At 68.9% G+C, this 19,415-nt stretch carries 16 protein-coding genes; 13 read left to right on the top strand and 3 right to left on the bottom strand.

Features of this window, described 5'->3' with window-relative positions; genetic code table 11:
* Positions 1-13: 13 nt before the first annotated feature.
* The 10 genes from PWF70_RS13345 (at position 14) to PWF70_RS13300 (ending at position 11,516) form a co-directional block, all read left to right on the top strand.
* The gene (locus PWF70_RS13345) at positions 14-769 is read left to right on the top strand and encodes a YebC/PmpR family DNA-binding transcriptional regulator (protein WP_035751683.1); all 756 of its coding nucleotides are present in this window, start codon (positions 14-16) and stop codon (positions 767-769) included.
* 108 nt (positions 770-877) lie between these two features.
* Positions 878-1,447, top strand: coding sequence for a crossover junction endodeoxyribonuclease RuvC (gene ruvC / locus PWF70_RS13340; protein ID WP_035751443.1), 570 nt, complete (start codon positions 878-880; stop codon positions 1,445-1,447).
* Positions 1,444-2,037, top strand: coding sequence for a Holliday junction branch migration protein RuvA (ruvA, locus tag PWF70_RS13335; protein ID WP_006356981.1), 594 nt, complete (start codon positions 1,444-1,446; stop codon positions 2,035-2,037). Before ruvC ends, ruvA begins: the two co-directional genes overlap by 4 nt.
* The gene (gene ruvB, locus PWF70_RS13330; RefSeq protein WP_006356980.1) at positions 2,037-3,125 is read left to right on the top strand and encodes a Holliday junction branch migration DNA helicase RuvB; all 1,089 of its coding nucleotides are present in this window, start codon (positions 2,037-2,039) and stop codon (positions 3,123-3,125) included. The genes ruvA and ruvB overlap by 1 nt, the downstream gene beginning before the upstream one ends.
* Positions 3,126-3,302: 177 nt before the next feature.
* Positions 3,303-3,689, top strand: coding sequence for a preprotein translocase subunit YajC (gene yajC, locus PWF70_RS13325; protein WP_006356979.1), 387 nt, complete (start codon positions 3,303-3,305; stop codon positions 3,687-3,689).
* Between the two features lie 189 nt (positions 3,690-3,878).
* Positions 3,879-5,573 (top strand): protein translocase subunit SecD, encoded by a 1,695-nt coding sequence (secD, locus tag PWF70_RS13320; RefSeq protein ID WP_006356978.1) that lies wholly within the window; start codon positions 3,879-3,881, stop codon positions 5,571-5,573.
* Entirely contained in the window at positions 5,570-6,775 is a 1,206-nt protein-coding gene (gene secF / locus PWF70_RS13315; protein ID WP_035751445.1) for a protein translocase subunit SecF, read from the top strand. Before secD ends, secF begins: the two co-directional genes overlap by 4 nt.
* A 10-nt stretch (positions 6,776-6,785) precedes the next feature.
* Positions 6,786-8,501: an ABC transporter substrate-binding protein gene (locus tag PWF70_RS13310; protein ID WP_035751685.1), complete on the top strand. Its 1,716-nt coding sequence runs from the start codon at positions 6,786-6,788 to the stop codon at positions 8,499-8,501.
* Between the two features lie 23 nt (positions 8,502-8,524).
* Positions 8,525-9,100 carry an adenine phosphoribosyltransferase gene (locus PWF70_RS13305; protein WP_035751446.1) on the top strand — a complete coding sequence of 192 codons (576 nt, stop codon included), beginning with the start codon at positions 8,525-8,527 and terminating at the stop codon, positions 9,098-9,100.
* 52 nt (positions 9,101-9,152) lie between these two features.
* Complete coding sequence (locus PWF70_RS13300; protein WP_035751447.1) at positions 9,153-11,516, top strand: RelA/SpoT family protein; 2,364 nt, start codon at positions 9,153-9,155, stop codon at positions 11,514-11,516.
* Positions 11,517-11,624: 108 nt separating this feature from the next.
* Here the strand turns inward: PWF70_RS13300 and PWF70_RS13295 are convergent, their stop codons facing one another.
* Positions 11,625-12,545 (bottom strand): peptidylprolyl isomerase, encoded by a 921-nt coding sequence (locus PWF70_RS13295; protein WP_035751448.1) that lies wholly within the window; start codon positions 12,543-12,545, stop codon positions 11,625-11,627.
* A gap of 218 nt (positions 12,546-12,763) precedes the next feature.
* Between PWF70_RS13295 and PWF70_RS13290 the strand changes: the two genes are divergently transcribed.
* Together PWF70_RS13290 and hisS are read left to right on the top strand one after the other, a co-directional pair.
* Positions 12,764-13,513 (top strand): MBL fold metallo-hydrolase, encoded by a 750-nt coding sequence (locus PWF70_RS13290; RefSeq protein WP_035751449.1) that lies wholly within the window; start codon positions 12,764-12,766, stop codon positions 13,511-13,513.
* A complete protein-coding gene (hisS, locus tag PWF70_RS13285) occupies positions 13,510-14,775 on the top strand; it encodes a histidine--tRNA ligase (RefSeq protein WP_006356971.1) in 1,266 nt (421 codons plus the stop codon). Before PWF70_RS13290 ends, hisS begins: the two co-directional genes overlap by 4 nt.
* 51 nt (positions 14,776-14,826) lie before the next feature.
* On the opposite strand, the gene PWF70_RS13280 is transcribed toward hisS, so the two are convergent.
* Positions 14,827-16,509 (bottom strand): DUF885 domain-containing protein, encoded by a 1,683-nt coding sequence (locus PWF70_RS13280; protein WP_035751450.1) that lies wholly within the window; start codon positions 16,507-16,509, stop codon positions 14,827-14,829.
* Positions 16,510-16,521: 12 nt separating this feature from the next.
* Positions 16,522-17,379 carry a KPN_02809 family neutral zinc metallopeptidase gene (gene ypfJ, locus PWF70_RS13275; RefSeq protein ID WP_035751687.1) on the bottom strand — a complete coding sequence of 286 codons (858 nt, stop codon included), beginning with the start codon at positions 17,377-17,379 and terminating at the stop codon, positions 16,522-16,524.
* A 193-nt stretch (positions 17,380-17,572) separates the two neighbouring features.
* Here ypfJ and aspS point away from each other — a divergent pair, with 193 nt between their 5' ends.
* Positions 17,573-19,405, top strand: a complete 1,833-nt coding sequence (gene aspS, locus PWF70_RS13270) for an aspartate--tRNA ligase (RefSeq protein ID WP_035751451.1) — start codon at positions 17,573-17,575, stop codon at positions 19,403-19,405.
* Positions 19,406-19,415: the final 10 nt, after the last annotated feature.

Raw genomic sequence — 19,415 nt, 5'->3', positions numbered from 1 at the left:
AGGATGCGACGACATGAGCGGCCATTCCAAATGGGCCACCACCAAGCACAAGAAGGCGGTCATCGACGCCAAGCGCGGGAAGATGTTCGCCAAGCTCATCAAGAACATCGAGGTGGCGGCACGAACCGGCGGTGGTGACCCGGCCGGCAACCCCACCCTCTTCGACGCCATCCAGAAGGCGAAGAAGTCGTCGGTGCCCAACGACAACATCGAACGCGCCCGCAAGCGCGGCGGTGGTGAAGAGGCGGGCGGCGCCGATTGGCAGACCATCATGTACGAGGGCTACGGCCCCAACGGCGTGGCGATCCTGATCGAGTGCCTCACCGACAACCGGAACCGCGCGGCCGGCGAGGTCCGCACGGCGATGACCCGCAACGGCGGCAACATGGCCGACCCGGGTTCGGTGTCGTACCTGTTCACCCGCAAGGGCGTCGTCACCCTCGAGAAGAACGGCCAGTCCGAGGACGACGTCCTGATGGCCGTGCTCGACGCCGGTGCCGAAGAGGTCACCGACCTCGGCGACACCTTCGAGATCGTCAGCGAACCGACCGATCTGATCGCGGTGCGCAGCGCCCTGCAGGAAGCCGGCATCGACTACGACTCCGCCGAGGCCAGCTTCCGCGCATCGGTGGAGGTCGCCGTCGACGCCGACGGTGCGCGCAAGGTCTTCAAGCTGATCGACGCGCTCGAGGACTCCGACGACGTGCAGAACGTCTACAGCAACGTCGACATCAGCGACGAGGTCCTTGCCGAGCTCGAGAACGACTGAGGCTCGCCGCCCTCGCGGGGGCGTGTTGATCATCGGAGTTGTCCGCTCTCCCCGATAGGATCTCGAACAGTTGTTCGTAACATCGTTCGGATGCCTGGGAGGGTACGAGTGCGCGTCATGGGCGTCGATCCGGGTCTCACGCGGTGCGGCATAGCGCTGGTGGAGTCGGGTCGCGGAAGGTCGGTGACCGCACTCGACGTGGACGTGGTGCGCACGCCGAGCGACATGGATCTGGCCGAGCGGCTGCTCGCGATCTATACCTCGGCGTGCCACTGGCTCGACGTCCACCAGCCCGATGTGGTGGCCATCGAGCGTGTGTTCGCGCAGAACCAGGTCTCGACCGCGATGGGCACCGCCCAGGCCGGCGGCGTGATCGCGCTTGCGGCGAGTCAGCGTGACGTGCCCGTCCGGTTCCACACGCCGTCGGAGGTCAAGGCCGCCGTCACCGGCAGCGGTCGGGCGGACAAGGCCCAGGTGACCGCGATGGTGACGCGGATTCTCGGCATGCAGACCAAGCCGAAGCCGGCCGACGCCGCGGACGCTCTCGCGCTCGCGATCTGTCACTGCTGGCGCGGACCCATGATGGAGCGGATGGCAGCCGCGCAGAAACAGGCCGATGCGGCCGCCGCGAAGCATCGCCAGCGGCTCGCCCAGGCACGAGAGGGGAGTCGCGCATGATCGCGTCAGTCCGCGGTCCGGTTCTCGAGATCGCCCTCGATCACGCCGTGATCGACTGTGCGGGAGTCGGTTACCGGGTTCTGGCGACCCCGGTCACGTTGTCCCGTCTTCGCCGCGGCGACGAGGCCACGCTGTTGACCTCGATGATCGTCCGCGAGGACTCGATGACGCTGTACGGGTTCACCGAACCCGACGCCCGCGCGCTGTTCGCGCTGCTGCAGACGGTCACCGGCGTCGGTCCGCGGCTGGCGATGGCGACCCTCGCGGTCCTCGAACCCGACGCGTTGCGTCGTGCGCTGGCCGACTCCGACACCAAGGCACTGACGTCGGTGCCCGGCATCGGCAAGCGGGTCGCCGAAAGACTCTGCGTCGAACTGCGGGACAAGGTGGACCGTCCGACGGCCGACACGGCCACCGGCAGCGTTCCCGCAGTCGGAATCCGCGATCAGGTGGCCGAGGCGCTCGTCGGACTCGGCTTCACCGCTGCCCCCGCAGAGAAGGCGGTCACCGCGGTCCTCGCCGAGAACCCCGACGCCGATGCGTCGACCGTGCTCCGCCGGTCGCTGGCGATGCTGGGCAAGGCTTCGTGATGACCGGCGATCCCGACGACCTCGAGGATCGCGAGGTCAACGCGACACCGGTCCGGTCCGACGGCGATCTCGACGCAGGCCTGCGTCCGCGGTCGCTGGCCGATTTCATCGGTCAGCCGCGCGTCTGCGAGCAGCTCGAACTCGTCCTCCACGGGGCCAAGGGCCGCGGCGGGACCCCCGACCACATCCTGCTGTCCGGTCCTCCGGGACTCGGCAAGACCTCGCTCGCCATGATCATCGCGTCCGAGATGGGTGCGGCGATCCGGGTGACATCGGGTCCGGCACTCGAACGCGCCGGGGACCTCGCCGCCATGCTGTCGAACCTCGTCGAGGGCGACGTGCTGTTCATCGACGAGATCCACCGCATCGCCCGGCCCGCCGAGGAGATGCTGTATCTCGCGATGGAGGACTTCCGCGTCGACGTCGTGGTCGGCAAGGGCCCGGGTGCCACCTCGATCCCACTCGACGTCGCCCCGTTCACCCTGGTCGGCGCCACCACCCGTTCCGGCTCGCTGACCGGCCCGCTGCGCGACCGCTTCGGGTTCACCGCGCACATGGAGTTCTACGACCCCGCCGAACTCGTCCGGGTGCTCAACCGGTCCGCGGGCATCCTCGGCATGGAGCTGCGGCCCGACGCCTCCGAGGAGATCGCGCGCCGGTCACGCGGCACGCCCCGAATCGCCAACCGCCTGCTCCGACGCGTCCGCGACTACGCCGAGGTCCGCGGCGACGGCTCGATCACCGTCGACGTCGCCCGCGCCGCCCTCAAGGTCTACGACGTCGACGAACTCGGTTTCGACCGACTCGACCGCGCCGTCCTCGACGCCCTGATCCGGGCGTTCGGCGGGGGACCGGTGGGGGTGTCGACGCTGGCCGTGGCGGTCGGCGAGGAGCCCGCGACCGTCGAAGAGGTCTGCGAGCCGTTCCTGGTCCGGGCCGGGATGATCGCCCGCACCCCACGTGGCCGAGTCGCCACCGCGGCGGCGTGGCATCACCTCGGCCTGACGCCGCCCGCCGGCGCGATGAACGCCTCGTTCGGCGCCCGCCCCCGCGACGTCGGGGGCGAGTCCCTGTTCGGCGAACTCTGACCCGACCCGCGTGCGGAACCCCGGTGTGACGCGGGGCACCACCTGCAGGGATGCTCTCTCCGGTGGACGTGGCACACTGTGTGGAGCACAGCGTGACCATCTGACGCCTCTCGCCGTTCGGCGCGGGGTGGTGGTGCACGCGGTACAACCCGAAACACAAAGGACTGACTCTCACCCATGGACGCTCTGCTCTTCCCCCTCTTGCTGGCACTGCTCGCCGGCTTCATGTTCTTGTCGATGCGGAAGCAGAAGAAGCGCGCGGCCGAGATGCAGGACATGCAGAACTCGGTGTCGACGGGTACGCGCATCCAGCTGACCTCGGGCCTGTTCGGCACCGTCATCGATGCGGCGTCGTCCGACTTCGTCGACGTGGAGATCGCCACCGGTGTGGTCACCCGCTGGAACCGTCTCGCGATCATGCGCGTCATCCCCACCGACGAGGCCGCCGCGACCTACCCGGGCCACACCGCTCCGGAAGCCGACTACAGCGACTACGCGGACGACTCGGACTCGGTCAGCCTCGACAAGCCGTCGTCCGACGACGCGCGCGACACCGACAAGTAATCCCGGAGCAGCGCCGCGCCGGCGATCGGCGTGGCGCCTCCTGCCCACCTCCCGCGCATCGCCTGTCTTGCTGAGGTCTGCGTGCCCCGCTGCCATCGCGGCGCGCGCACGCAGACCTTCGGAGTCGGTGGGTCATGCGGTCAGAGTGCCCTCGGCCGGTTGACGTTCCCAAAGGAGACCTGAACAGCTGTGACAAGTCCTCGCTCGACCGCAAAGGCGGACAAGCCCGCCGGCAAGCGGTCGCGACCGAGTCGAGAGATCCCACCGTGGCGTCCGCTCGTGGCCTTCCTCGCTCTGCTCGCCGTCGTGTACGGGTTGATCTACTTCACCGGTCCCCGGACGCTCGAGCCCAAACTGGGTATCGACCTGCAGGGCGGAACCCGGGTGACGCTGACCGCGCGCACCGAGGACGGCAAGGAGCCGACCCGCCAGCAGCTCGACCAGGCCAAGCAGATCATCGAGCAGCGTGTGAACGGCCTCGGCGTGTCCGGTTCCGAGGTCGTCGTCACCGGCAACAACCTCGTGATCACGGTTCCCGGTGAGGACGGCGCGCAGGCCAAGTCGCTGAGTCAGACCGCGCGTCTGTATGTGCGGCCGGTCGTCGGCGCCACGGCGGCGACCCCGCAGCCGCCCAAGCCGGAGAACCAGGACGAGGACCAGGGCAACGCGATGCCCACCGAGGTGGCCGCGGCGGCGATCGCCGAACAGCGCAAGATCCGTCAAGCGCCCGGCGATGCCAAGCAGGAGCAGCTGGTCCCGCTGCAGGAGCAGATGGCGAAGATGGACTGTTCGCCGACCGCCAACGACCCGCTCCGCGGCAACGATCTGCCCGATCAGTACCTGGTGGCGTGTTCCACCGACGGTAAGGAGGTCTACCTCCTCGGTCCGCAGATCATCGACGGCCGCGACATCAAGGACGCGTCCGCCGGCACCGATCCGCAGACCGGCGAATGGGTCGTCACCCTCGAGTTCAAGGGCAAGGCCGCGGACTTCTGGCCCAAGTACACCGCCCAGGAAGCGCCCAACCGCACGCAGACCGCGTTCACCCTCGACTCGGCCGTCGTCTCCGCACCGGCCATCAACGAGCCGATCCCCGGCGGCCAGACCCGCATCAGCGGCAGCAGCGCCGACCCGTTCACCGAGAAATCGTCCAACGAACTCGCGAACGTGCTCAAGTACGGCTCACTGCCGCTGTCGTTCAACGCCTCCGACGCCGAAACCGTCTCCGCGACACTGGGTCTCTCGTCGCTGAAGGCGGGCCTGCTCGCCGGTGCGATCGGCCTCGTCGCGGTGTTGATCTACGCACTGGCCTACTACCGCATGCTCGGCATCCTGACGATGCTGTCGCTGGTCCTCGCCGGAGCGATGGTCTACGGCATCATCGTCCTGCTCGGCCGCTGGATCGGATTCACCCTCGACCTCGCGGGCATCGCCGGTCTGATCATCGGTATCGGTATGACCGCGGACTCGTTCGTCGTCTACTTCGAACGCATCAAGGACGAGATGCGCGAGGGTCGGAGTTTCCGCTCGGCCGTGCCACGCGGTTGGGCGAGTGCCCGCCGCACCATCTGGTCGGGCAACGCGGTCAGCTTCATCGCCGCCTCGGTGATCTACATCCTCGCGATCGGTGAGGTGCGCGGCTTCGCGTTCACCCTGGGACTCACCACGATCCTCGACGTCATGGTCGTGTTCCTGGTGACCCACCCGCTGGTGGTCTACGCGAGCCGGTCGTCGTTCCTGTCCAAGCCGAGCGTCAACGGCCTCGGCGCGGTCAGCGAGGTGGCTCGCGAGCGCAAGGTCGCGGCCCGCCGCCAGGCCGAGGCCGCCGGCGTCGAAGCTGCTCGTGTCGACGCGTCCACGAGCGAGAAGGGGACTGTGCGATGACCCGTCCGGACAACCCGAACAAGGACCCGCGGGAGACCGGCAACACTGCGGTCGTCGAACCGCCGTCACCGTCCTCCGGTACCGATGCGGACTTCGTCTCCGACAACAGCCGCGGCTTCTTCGCCCGCCTGTACACCGGTACCGGCGCCTTCGAGATCGTCGGCAAGCGCAAGATGTGGTACATCGTCACCGCGGTGATCATGCTGATCTGCCTGGCGTCCATCGCGATCCGCGGCTTCACCTTCGGCATCGACTTCGAGGGCGGCACCCAGATGTCGGTGCCGGTCGCCTCGTCGGAGATCACCGCCGACTCGGTCGAGAAGGTCGTCACCGAGGCCCTCGGCGAGGAGCCCGAATCGGTCCAGACCGCCGGCGCCGGCAACAGCGCCACCGTGCAGGTGCGCACCGAGACCCTCGACCTGGCCCAGGCCGAGGCGGTGACCCGCGCGCTGACCGAGGAGTTCGGTCCCGCCCTGACGGCCTCCGAGGTCAGCATCTCCGACGTCAGCTCCACCTGGGGCCGCGAGATCACCGAGAAGATGGTCATCGCGCTCGCGGTGTTCCTCGTCATCGTGTTCGTCTACATCGCGGTCCGGTTCGACCGGGAGATGTCGATCGCGGCGATGGCGTCGTTGGTCTTCGACATCGTCGCCACCGCGGGTGTCTACTCGCTGGTCGGCTGGGAGGTCACCCCGGCCACGGTGATCGGTCTGCTGACCATCCTCGGCTTCTCGCTCTACGACACGGTCGTCGTGTTCGACAAGGTGCAGGAGAACACCCGCTCGGTGCTGCAGACATCCCGCCGGACCTACGGGGAGCAGGCGAACCTGGCGGTCAACCAGACGCTGATGCGGTCGATCAACACGACCATCATCTCGGTCCTGCCGATCATCGCGCTGATGGTCGTGGCGGTCTGGCTCCTCGGCGTCGGCACGCTGAAGGATCTCGGTCTGATCCAGCTCGTCGGCGTCGTGGTCGGCACGTACTCCTCGATCTTCCTGGCCTCACCGCTGCTGGTGACGCTGAAGGAACGCCGCGACGACGTGTCCCGGCACACCGCCAAGGTGCTGAACCGTCGCGCCGGGATCGAGTCGGGTGTGACACCGAGCGCCGGCGCCCGCCCGGTGCGCCGACGCCGGGGCGCGGCCGACACGGATGACGCCGACCGGGTACCGACCGGCAAACGCCGTCGCAACCGCTAGTCTCACCCACGTGATCGTCAGGCACCGGGAGTTCATCAGGGCCCTGAGCCTGCTCGTCGGGATCGTCACGGGCGCGAGCGTCCTGACGGCCTGCGGCGACGACGGGCCGCCGACCATCGACTACGTGGTCGATGCCCATGTGACCAGCTACAACGCGAACACCGTCGACGGCAACGCCGACGGCGTGCTCATGGCGACCAGCCGACTGCTGCCTGGCTTCAGCCTGCTCGGACCCCAGGGGCAGGTCATCCCGGACCGCGACGTCGGCACCGTGACCCCGATCCCGGGACGGGCGCCGGCGCTGCGCTACGAGTTCACGCCCGAGGCGGCCTTCACCGACGAGGTCGCGCTCGACTGCGACGACCTGGTGCTGGCGTGGGCAGCGATGAGCGGACGCTTCCCGGGCTTCACGCCGGCGACGACCGCCGGGTACCGCGACATCGAGAAGGTGGAGTGCTCGCCCGGCGAGAAGTCGGCGACGGTCACGTTCGCGCAGGGGCGTGAATACCGCAACTGGCTGTCGTTGTTCGGCGCGGGCACGTTGCTCCCGGCGCACATCGTGGCCCGCGAAGCCGGGCTCGCCAACGTCGTCGACGCCATCCGCGCGATGGACCGCGGCGCGCTGGCCCGTATCGCCACGGCCTGGAACACCGGCTTCGACCTGACCTTCGGTCCGGTCGACCACGCCCGGTTCCCGTCTTCCGGGCCATACCGCATCGACCGCTACTCGCGGTCGGGCGGACTGGTCCTGATCCCCAACGAATCATGGTGGGGGAACAAGCCCGAGACCTCGCGCATCGTGATCTGGGGCCGCGGAACCGATTCCACGCGACGGCTGCCCGACGGCAAGTTCGACGTCGTCGACGTCACCGCGGGCATCGTCGAGGGCGATCTCGCCGGGACGTCCGGACCCGACGGACCGGCCTCACCCGCCCGGGCGATCGGGGTCGAACAGATCGTGCTCGCCGGCAAGGGTGTCTTCGGGGACGTGCGGATGCGGCAGGCGTTCGCCTCGTGCGTGCCGCGCGCCGACCTCGCCCGCGACTTCTCCGGTGGCGCCGCCGTGTGGAATCTGCGTGTCCTCGCGCCCGCCGACAACCTCGCGGGACCGATGAACCCCGAGTTCGGACGCGCCTACCAGAGTCCCGACCTCGAGCGGGCACGGAACCTGCTGCGCGCCGCGACCGGTCAGGGCGCGGCGGACGGGACCACGACCACCGCGAGTCTGCAACCGCGTCGCGTCCGCATCGGCTACGTGGCGCCGACCCTGCGCTGGCAGCAGATGGTCGCGGCCATCGCGGCGTCGTGCCGGGAGGCCGGCTTCGTGGTCGAGGACGTCGCCACACCCGACGTGCAGCCGCGCTCACTCGGCAAGGACGTCGACGCGGTGATCATGGCCAGTGGCGACTCCTTCGCCGCAGCCGGTGCCGCCGACCCGAGCCGTGATGCCTACTCGTTGCGCGGCGGCGACCCGCTCAATCTCTCCGGAACCCGGGATCAGCAGGTCAGTCGCGGGATCGATCAGTTCGCGGTCACGGTGTCCGAACCCGACCGGCTCCGGCTGGCCCGCTCGATCGAGAACGCGAGCTGGTCGTCGATGCCGTCGATACCCCTGTTCGCGTCGCCGCGTATCCGGCAGTGGAAGGATCAGGTGGGTGGTGTCGCAGCGGGACTCAGTCGCGCCGGCACCGGATGGAACATGGATCGATGGACGATCCGCCAGTGACGGCAAGTGACAGGGGAGTTCTGATGGGCGGCGTGGTACCCGAACGGACCGCGGATGCGGTGACACGTGCCCAGGCGGCGATCGCCCGGCACACTCGGCTCGTCGACGACTTCCCGAGCCCCGGGATCGCCTTCAAGGACCTGACCCCGGTCCTCGCCGATCCCGAGGGGTTGTCCGCGATCGTCACCGCGCTGACCCACGGTTGCACCGAGATCGACCTCGTCGCCGGTATCGACGCCCGCGGGTTCCTCCTCGGTGGTGCGGTCGCCCGTGAACTCGAGGTCGGGGTCCTCGCGGTGCGCAAGGGCGGCAAGCTGCCGCCTCCGGTTCATGCTGTCACCTACAGCCTCGAGTACGGCTCGGCGACCCTGGAGATCCCGGCCGACGGCCTCGACCTGACCGGGCAGCGTGTGCTGCTCGTCGACGACGTCCTGGCCACCGGCGGTACGGCGGTCGCTGCGGCGGATCTGCTCAACCGCACCGGGGCGAGCGTCGTCGGTGTCGCGGTGATCATGGAGCTCGTCGGGCTCGGCGGGCGCGACACGATCGCCGGCGGCCTCGGCCCGCACGTACCGGTCCACTCGGTGGCGCTCGACTGACCGTCGGGGATCTAGACTCGGAAAGACCACGACAGACGGAGGAGGACCGGTTATGCCCGATGAATCCGGCACGGCTCAGCACTCCGTGACTCCCGCGGCCGACGCCTCGGACGACGCCGTCGGCGCACCGACCTCGACATCGGCCTCGGCCTCGACCTCCCCGTCCGCCTCGCGGCGTGTCCGCGCCCGCCTCGCCCGCCGGATGACCGCCACCCGCAGTCAGGTCCGCCCGGTCCTCGAGCCGCTGGTCACCCTGCACCGCGAGATCTACCCGAAGGCCGACGTCGCCCTGCTGCAGCGGGCCTACGACGTCGCCGAGGAGCGCCACAGCGGGCAGAAGCGCAAGTCCGGTGACCCCTACATCACCCATCCGCTGGCGGTCGCGACGATCCTCGCCGACCTCGGGATGGACACCACGACCCTGATCGCCGCGCTGCTGCACGACACGGTCGAGGACACCGGTTACTCGCTGCAAGCGCTGGAACGCGACTTCGGTCAGGAGGTCGCGCATCTCGTCGACGGTGTGACCAAACTCGACAAGGTCGCGCTGGGCAGCGCCGCCGAGGCCGAGACGATCCGCAAGATGATCATCGCGATGGCCCGCGACCCGCGCGTCCTCGTGATCAAGGTCGCCGACCGGTTGCACAACATGCGGACGATGCGCTTCCTCCCGCCGGAGAAGCAGGCACGCAAGGCCCGCGAGACGCTGGAAGTCATTGCGCCGCTTGCGCATCGACTCGGTATGGCGACGGTCAAGTGGGAGCTGGAGGACCTTTCCTTCGCGATCCTGCACCCCAAGCGGTACGAGGAGATCGTGCGCCTGGTCGCCGACCGTGCCCCGTCGCGCGACACCTACCTGGCGCGGGTGCGGGCCGACATCAACAACGCGCTGTCCGCGGCGCGGATCCAGGCGACGGTCGAAGGCCGGCCCAAACACTACTGGTCGATCTATCAGAAGATGATCGTCAAGGGACGCGACTTCGACGACATCCACGACCTCGTCGGCATGCGCATCCTCTGCGAGGAGGACCGCGACTGCTACGCCGCGGTCGGCGTCGTCCACTCGCTGTGGCAGCCGATGGCCGGACGCTTCAAGGACTACATCGCGCAGCCGCGGTTCGGCGTCTACCAGTCGTTGCACACCACCGTGATCGGGCCTGAGGGCAAGCCGCTCGAGGTCCAGATCCGCACGCACGAGATGCATCGGACCGCCGAGTTCGGTATCGCCGCGCACTGGCGCTACAAGGAGAGCGGTTACCGGAAGTCGGGGAAGAAGTCCGACACCGCCGAGATCGACGACATGGCGTGGATGCGTCAGCTGCTCGACTGGCAGCGTGAGGCCGCCGACCCCGGCGAGTTCCTGGAGTCGCTGCGCTACGACCTCGCCGTCCGCGAGATCTTCGTTTTCACCCCGAAGGGCGATGTGGTCACGCTGCCCGCCGGGTCGACCCCGGTCGATTTCGCCTACGCCGTCCACACCGAGGTCGGTCACCGGTGCATCGGTGCCCGCGTCAACGGTCGGCTGGTTGCGCTCGAACGGAAGCTCGAGAACGGTGAGGTGGTGGAGGTGTTCACCTCCAAGGCACCGACCGCCGGACCGTCGAGGGACTGGCAGGGCTTCGTGGTGTCGCCGCGGGCCAAGGCCAAGATCCGCCAGTGGTTCGCCAAGGAACGCCGTGAAGAGGCCCTCGAGGCCGGTAAGGACGCGATCGCCAAGGAGGTCCGCCGCGGCGGACTCCCGTTGCAGCGCTTGCTGTCCGCGGAGTCGATGGCGGCGATCGCCAAAGAGTTGCGGTACCACGACGTCACCGCGCTGTACGCGGCGGTGGGCGAGAACCACGTCTCCGCACGGCACGTCGTCAACCGCCTCGTCGCATCCCTCGGCGGCATCGAGGACGCGGAGGAGGCCCTCGCCGAACGATCCACTCCGTCGACGATGCCGACCCGCTCGCGTCAGGGCGGGGATGCCGGCGTGGTCGTCGACGGCGTCGACAACGTCGTGATCAAACTCGCCAAATGCTGTACACCCGTACCAGGTGACGACATCATGGGCTTCGTCACCCGCGGCGGCGGCATCAGCGTCCACCGCACCGACTGCACCAACGCGACCTCGCTGCAGCAGCAGTCCGAACGCATCCTCGACGTGTCGTGGGCGCCGTCCCCGGAATCGGTGTTCCTGGTCGCGATCCAGGTTGAGGCACTCGATCGTCACCGCCTGCTGTCCGACGTCACCAAGGTGCTCGCCGACGAACGCGTGAACATCCTGTCGGCGTCGGTCACCACCAGCCGCGACCGGGTCGCCATCAGCAAGTTCACCTTCGAGATGGGCGACCCCAAACACCTCGGCCACGTACTGAACGTGGTCCGCAACGTGGAGGGCGTCTACGACGTCTACCGCGTCACCTCGGCCGCGTAGTCGGACCCCGGAAGGTAGTCGGACCCCGGAATCCAGAAATCCCATTGCGTTTTGTCTCGGAATCCGGGACAAAACGCAACGGGATCTCCGTCGGCGCAGCGGGTTTGGTCAGTCGATGACCGCGGTCTCGATGGTCACCGGGGTCTTCGGCTTGCCGTCGCCGGGCTGGCTGCCGGCCGGGCCCGGGGTGATCCCGCCCTCGTAGACCTTGTCCAGCACGGCGAGTCCGGGCTCGTCGACCTTGCCCACGATGGAGTAGTCGGGACCCAGCTCGCTGTCGTTGATGACGATGAACAGCTGGCTCGACCCGGTGTTGGGGTTCTGGCCGCCCTGGCTGCTGTTGGCGATGGCCACGGTGCCGCGCGGGTAGACGACCGGCTGCGATCCGCTCATCGGATCGGGCTGTCCGACCTTCTTCAGGTCGGTCGGCGGCTCGTCGGGGCTGGTCCAGCCGGGACCGCTCATGCCGGTGCCGGTCGGGTCGCCGCACTGCAGGATCTTCAGCTTGTCGCTGGTGGTCATGCGGTGGCAGGTCGTGTCGTCGTAGAACTTGTTCTCGATCAGCGAGGTGACCGCGGCGACGTTGCAGGGGGCGCCGTCACGTTCCAGGGTGATCGGCAGAACACCCTGGGTGGTCGTGAAGGTGGCCTGCTCGGTACCGGACTTCAGGACCTTGTCGTCGGGCTTCGGGGACTTGCGTTCGTTCTTCGCCGCCGCCTTCAGCTCGTCGAGTTCGGCCTGGTACTGCGGCCGCTGATCGGCGGGCACGTTGTCGGGCACCTGGTCGGGAAGCTGGTCGAACCGGCTCGGGGAGTCCTCGAACGCACAACTGGTCCAGCGTGCGGCCTCGCGGTCGTCCATGATCTTCTTCACCACGACGGCGGTCACGCCGGCGACGACGGCGACCACGACGGCGGTCGAGACCGAGGCGATGACGATCTTCCGCTTCCGACGGGCGAGGCGTTCGGTTTCGAGGCGTTCCTCGAGCTTCCGCTTCGCTGCCTCGCGGCGCTCCTCATTGGTGGTCACGCGGGTGGATCCTCCTGAATCTCGGCATAGTCGTGCCGACAATCTGCGCGGATGTCACTTACTCGAGAGGCAAGTCTGCCAGTTGTACCTGAGAACAGCGTTCAGCGGGTGTTGGAGTGGGGTCTCGCGGCCGGGGAATCGGTGCGTGGAGAACCGGCTGTCGGTCGCCGTGGGCAGCTAGGACACAATGGAGGGACCCGCGACCCTCGAGGAGTGCCATGCTGATCACCGGATTCCCCGCCGGCATGTTCCAGACGAACTGCTACGTCGTGGCGGCCGAACCCGGGTCGGATGCGGTGATCATCGACCCCGGCCAGGACGCCGCGCCCCGCGTGCGTGAACTGCTCACCGAGAACGATCTCACCCCGGTCGCCGTCCTGCTCACCCATGGCCACCTGGACCACACCTGGAACGCCACGCAGCTGTGCGACGAGTACTCCATCCCCGCCTACATCCATGCCGCCGACCGGCCGATGCTCACCGATCCCGGCCTGGGCATCGGACGCGCGCTGGGCGCGATGATCGGCGACGAGAAGTTTCGCGAGCCGGAGAAGGTCATCGAGTTCTCCGACGGAGAACCGGTCGAGCTCGCCGGCATCCACTTCTCGGTGGACCTCGCACCCGGCCACACCCAGGGATCGGTCCTGCTGGGCATCGAGGTGACCGTGCCGGGGGAGTCCCCGTCCGACACCCCGACGAGGGTGCAGGTCCGCTTCGCCGGCGACGTCCTCTTCGCCGGCTCCATCGGCCGCACCGACCTGCCCGGCGGCAGCCATCAGCAGCTGCTCGACTCCATCGCGGCGAAGCTGCTGCCGCTGCCGGACGACACCCTGGTTCTCCCCGGCCACGGGCCGCAGACCACCATCGCGCAGGAACGTGCCACCAACCCCTTCCTGGCCGGCCTGCGGGCTCCGGGAACCGACACCACCATCGCGACTGATCGACCGAAGGGACGACACGGACTGTGAGCGGAGCATTTCAGGCACCCCGGGGCATCCCGGACTACTTCCCGCCGAACTCGGCGGATTTCCGGAAGGTGCGGGACACGCTCACCGACGCGGCGCGTCGTGCGGGATACGGGCACATCGAGCTGCCGATCTTCGAGGACACCGCGCTGTTCGCCCGCGGCGTCGGCGAATCGACCGACGTCGTCAGCAAGGAGATGTACACCTTCAACGACCGCGGTGACCGGTCGGTGACGCTGCGCCCCGAGGGCACCGCGGGTGTGGTGCGCGCGGTCATCCAGCACGGCCTCGACCGTGGACAGCTGCCGGTCAAGGTCTGTTACGCGGGTCCGTTCTTCCGCTATGAGAAGCCGCAGACCGGTCGCTACCGCCAGCTGCAGCAGGTCGGCGTCGAGGCCATCGGCGTCGACGACCCGGCACTCGACGCCGAGGTCGTGGCCGTCGCCGACGAGGGGTACAAGCGTCTCGGACTGTCCGGCTACCGCCTCGAGATCACCTCGCTCGGCGACGACGCGAGCCGCCCTCGCTACCGGGAGGCGTTGCAGGATTTCCTCTTCAAGCTCGACCTCGACGAGGCGACCCGAAAGCGTGCCGAGATCAACCCGCTGCGCGTGCTCGACGACAAGCGCCCGGAGATCAAGGAGGCGACCGCGAACGCGCCGCTGCTGATCGACTACCTGTCCGATGAGGCGAAGGCCCACTTCGACCTCGTGCTGGCCAACCTGGACCGGCTCGGCGTGGCCTACGAGATCAACCCGCGACTCGTGCGCGGCCTGGACTACTACACCAAGACCACCTTCGAGTTCGTCCACGACGGCCTCGGTGCACAGTCGGGCATCGGTGGCGGCGGCCGGTACGACGGCCTCATGCGCCAGCTCGGCGCCAAACAGGACCTCTCGGGTATCGGCTTCGGCATCGGCGTCGACCGCACGATGCTGGCCCTCGAGGCCGAGGGAGTCGCGGGCACGCAGGCGGCGCGCTGTCAGGTCTTCGGTGTCCCGCTCGGTGCGGACGCCAAGGCCGAACTGGTCGGTGTCGCAGGCGCATTGCGCGCGGCCGGGCTCAGCGTCGACCTCGCCTACGGCGACCGCGGACTCAAGGGCGCGATGAAGGCCGCCGACCGGTCCGGTGCGCGGCTGGCGCTGGTGCTCGGCGAGAACGAGCTGGCCGAACGCCAGGTCGAGGTCAAGGACCTGAGCAACGGTGAGCAGCACCGTATCTCACTCGATGACGTCGTCGTCGAGGTCACCCGGCTGCTTGGCTGACGTCCGCGCGACCCGCTGAAAAACGCCCCTGGCATCCGCCAGGAGCGCTTTTCAGACGTCGTTGTCGGGGCCGGTCATCTCCTCGGCCAGGACGTCAAGTGACACCCCGCCCAAGGCCAGCGCGCGGGTGTGGAAGTCCTTGAGCGTCCACTCCGGGTGGGCGCTGAGGGCGGCGTGCCGGGTCTGTTCCCAGACTCGTTGTCCCAGTGCATAGGACGGTGCCTGGCCGGGCCAGCCGAGGTATCGGTCGAGTTCGAAACGCAGCACCGAGTGGTCCATGGCCACCGAGGCGGTCAGGAACTCCCACGCCTTGTCGGCATCCCAGATCCCGCCGCCCAGGGACTCCGGTGCGGGCAGACGGCAGTGCACGCCGATGTCGACGACCACGCGTGCCGCGCGTAGCCGCTGTGAGTCGAGCATGCCCATGCGGTCGCCCGGGTCCTCCAGCCAGCCCAGTTCGTCCATCAGCCGCTCGGCGTAGAGCGCCCAGCCCTCACCGTGCCCGGAGGTGAAGGACGCCAGCTTGCGCCAGGTGTTCAGGTCGGGATCGACGATGGCCGAACCGAGTTGGAGGTGATGGCCCGGGACGCCCTCGTGGTAGACGGTCGTCTTCTCCTGCCAGGTGTGGAAGACGGTCTGATCGTCGGGCACCGCCCACCACATGCGGCCCGGCCGGGACAGGTCGGCGGTCGGCTGGGTGTAGTAGATGATCCCGGTCGACGACGGCGCGAGGCGGCATTCGAGCCGGGACAGGCGGGCGGGGACGTCGAAATGCCGGCCGGCGAGTCCGGTGACGGCAGCGTCGGAGGTCTCCTGCATCCAGTCGACGAACTCGTGGCGGTCGTGGATCTGGTACTGCGGCTGGCGATCCAGCCAGGCGAGTGCCTCGTCGACGCCGCGGCCGGGGAGAAGTGACTCGGCGATCTCGTGCTGTTCGGCGACGATCTGCTCGAGGCGGGTCAGCGCCCAGGCGTAGGCGTCCTCGGGGTCGGCGTCGGCACCGAGGTACGCCGGCAGGTGGAGCAGGTAGCGATCCCGGCCCACCGCGTCGTCGTCGACGGAGGCCGGCAGGACCTCGGTCTCGAGATAGTTGGCGAACGTGCCGAACGCGGTGCGGGCCGCGTCGAGGGCGGTGCCGAGCGTGCCGGCGAGCGCCGGGTCGGCGGCGATGGACGCGGTGTTGTCGGTGATGGCGTCGGTGGCCGAATCGGCTTGTCGCACCACGGCCGCCACCTGTCGGCGCGCAACCGGGGGGCCGTGCCGCAGGCGGTGCGCCAGCCCGTCGACGGCGCGGTTCAGCGCACCCGGGATCGCAGTGAGGCGGGCGAGGAACACCTCGCGGTCGGTCCGGGTGTCGGTGGGCATCAGATCGAAGATGTCCCGCATCGCCTGCAGCGGCGAGGCGATGACGTTGCACTCGCCGATGTGCTCACCGGCGTCGGCGAGGGCGAGTTCACGACGCAGTGACGCAGACATCGTCGCGACCGTCACCCGGTCGACGGCGTCGACGACGGGTGCTTTCGCAAGTGCCGCCAGGGTGTCGGCGGCGACCGCGGCCCGCTCGGCACATGCCTGCGCGGAGAAGTCGGTCAGGGCATCGTCGTGGTCGCCGTGGCCGATCTCGGTACCGAGCAGGGGATCGAGCTCACACAGTCGATCCAGGTGCGCCTCGGCGATCGCATCCACCTCGGTGCGTTCGCGCGGGCTCGTGGGGGTCGCGGCGGTGGGGGTCATCTCGAGGTCGCGTCAGAGATCGTTGGTCGCGAAGGTGTCGCACCGGTTGGGGTCACCGGACCGGTACCCGATGCCGAACCACTTCGCGCGTTGCGTGGCCGATCCGTGCGTCCAGCCCTCCGGGTTGGAACCCGGGCCCTGGATGGTGTCGTCGCCGATTGCCTTGGCGGTCTGGATGACCGAGGAGATCTGCTGCTCGGAGATCGGGGCGAGCAACGCGTCGGGGCCGTTGTCGGCGTGGTACGCCCAGACACCGGCGAGGCAGTCGGCCTGCAGCTCCACGCGTACCGAACCCGACCGCGGTCCCTGCGAGCCCATCCGCTGCCCCTTGGCCAGGGCGCCGGTCAGGTTCTGGATGTGGTGTCCGTACTCGTGGGCCACCACGTACTCCTGGGCGAGCGGCCCGTCGCTGCCACCCATGCGGCGCAGCTGGGTGAAGAAGGACGGATCGAAGTACGCGGTGCTGTCCGCGGGGCAGTAGAACGGCCCGGTCGCCGCACTGGCCGCGCCGCACCCGGTGTCGACCGAGTCGGCGAAGATGACCGTCTTCGGCGGCTGGTAGCCGGGCATGAGCTCCGACCACACGTCGTCGAGGCTGACGGTGGTCGCCTTGATCCGGCAGATGGTGTTCTCGTTCGCCATCTCCCAGGTGCAGGAGTCGAGCTGCTGCTGGATCTCGGCGGCACCCGACGAGGTGCCCTGCTGAGGGGCCTGGCTGCCGAGGAGTTCACCGGGGTTCACGCCGAACAGCAGCGCCACGATCGTGATGATGAGACCCGCACCACCGCCGAGCGCGATCCGCCCGACACCGCCACCGCCGCCGCCGGAGACGTTGCCGGTGTCGATCGATCCGCTGCCTTGGAATGTCACGCGGTCATTCTGGCACGCCGCGGTGCGCGGACCGGGCATCTCCGGGTGGCCGGGTTCAGGACACCGACGCCGATGCGGCACGATGGGTACCTGGCCTGCGTTTCCACCGGGTCACGAACAAGCCGACACAAACAACGCCTCCGTCGCCGCCCGCGAGACCGGGCCGGCTGCACGACGTTGGGAAGGACTCTCAGTGCTCCGCACGCATTCCGCAGGTTCGCTGCGCCGGGCCGACGCGTCGCAGACCGTCACCGTCGCCGGTTGGGTCGCGCGCCGACGCGACCACGGCGGTGTGGTGTTCATCGACCTGCGCGACTCCACCGGCCTGGTTCAGGTGGTCTTCCGCGAGGAGTCGGTCGCCGCGGCCGCCCACCGCCTGCGCGCCGAGTACTGCGTCGCCGTCACCGGCGTGGTCGAGGTCCGTCCCGAGGGCAGCGAGAACCCCAACCTGAGCTCCGGCGAGATCGAGATCAACGCCGTCGAACTCGAGGTGCTCAACGAGTCGGCGCCGCTGCCGTTCCAGCTCGACGAGTCGCCGGGCGAAGAGGCGCGGCTGCGTCACCGCTACCTCGACCTCCGCCGCGAGGGTCCGAGCGCCGCCCTGCGCCTGCGGTCGAAGGCCAACGCCGCCGCCCGCGGTGTCCTCGCCGCCCACGACTTCGTGGAGATCGAGACCCCGACGCTGACCCGCTCGACGCCCGAGGGCGCCCGTGACTTCCTGGTGCCCGCGCGCCTGCAGCCCGGCACCTTCTACGCCCTGCCGCAGAGCCCGCAGCTGTTCAAGCAGCTGCTGATGGTCGCAGGCATGGAGCGCTACTACCAGATCGCGCGTTGCTACCGCGACGAGGATTTCCGCGCCGACCGCCAGCCCGAGTTCACCCAGCTCGACATCGAGATGAGCTTCGTCGACCAGGACGACGTCATCGCGGTCGCCGAGGAGATCCTGGTGGCGCTGTGGAAGCTGATCGGCGTCGACATCTCGACCCCGATCCCGCGCATGACCTATGCCGACGCGATGCGTCGCTACGGCTCGGACAAGCCGGATCTGCGATTCGCCATCGAACTCGTCGAGTGCGCCGAGTATTTCGCGAACACCCCGTTCCGCGTCTTCCAGGCCCCGTACGTCGGTGCCGTCGTCATGCCGGGCGGGGCGTCGCAGCCGCGTCGTCAGCTCGACGCCTGGCAGGAATGGGCCAAGCAGCGCGGCGCCCGGGGTCTCGCGTACGTGCTCATCGCCGAGGACGGCACGCTGTCCGGCCCGGTCGCCAAGAACCTGTCGGAGGAGGAGCGCGCCGGTCTGGCCGCCCATGTCGGCGCGAAGCCGGGCGACTGCGTCTTCTTCGGAGCCGGCGAGGTCAAGCCGACCCGCGCCCTGCTCGGTGCGGCGCGCGGCGAGATCGCCTCGAAGCTCGGTCTCATCAAGCAGGATGACTGGGCGTTCGTGTGGGTCGTCGACGCACCGATGTTCGAACCGACCGCCGACGCCACCGCGTCCGGTGACGTCGCACTCGGACATTCGGCCTGGACCGCGGTGCACCACGCGTTCACCTCGCCCAAGCCGGAGTCGATGGAGAAGCTCGACACCGATCCGGGCGAGGCACTGGCCTACGCCTACGACATCGTCTGCAACGGCAACGAGATCGGCGGCGGCTCGATCCGTATCCATCAGCGTGACGTCCAGGAACGCGTCTTCGAGATCATGGGCATCGGGCACGATGAGGCACAGGAGAAGTTCGGCTTCCTCCTCGACGCCTTCGCCTACGGCGCCCCGCCGCACGGCGGCATCGCCTTCGGCTGGGATCGCATCACCGCGCTGCTCGCCGGTGAGTCCTCCATCCGCGAGGTCATCGCCTTCCCGAAGTCCGGCGGCGGCGTCGACCCGCTGACCGATGCACCCGCGGCGATCACCCCGCAGCAGCGCAAGGAGTCGGGCATCGACGCCAAGCCGGCACCGCGCGGCGGAGCCGAGCGGGCCGATGGCGCCCCCGAGAAGGCGGCCGAGCAGAAGGCAGCAGCCGACAAGTAGATTCCCAGAG

Origin of the sequence: Gordonia sp. Swx-4 (assembly GCF_030316175.1) — a bacterium.
Taxonomy (GTDB): Bacteria; Actinomycetota; Actinomycetes; order Mycobacteriales; family Mycobacteriaceae; genus Gordonia; species Gordonia alkanivorans.
The sequence above is the reverse complement of the archived record's forward strand: the minus strand, read 5'-3'. Positions and strand labels throughout refer to the sequence as shown.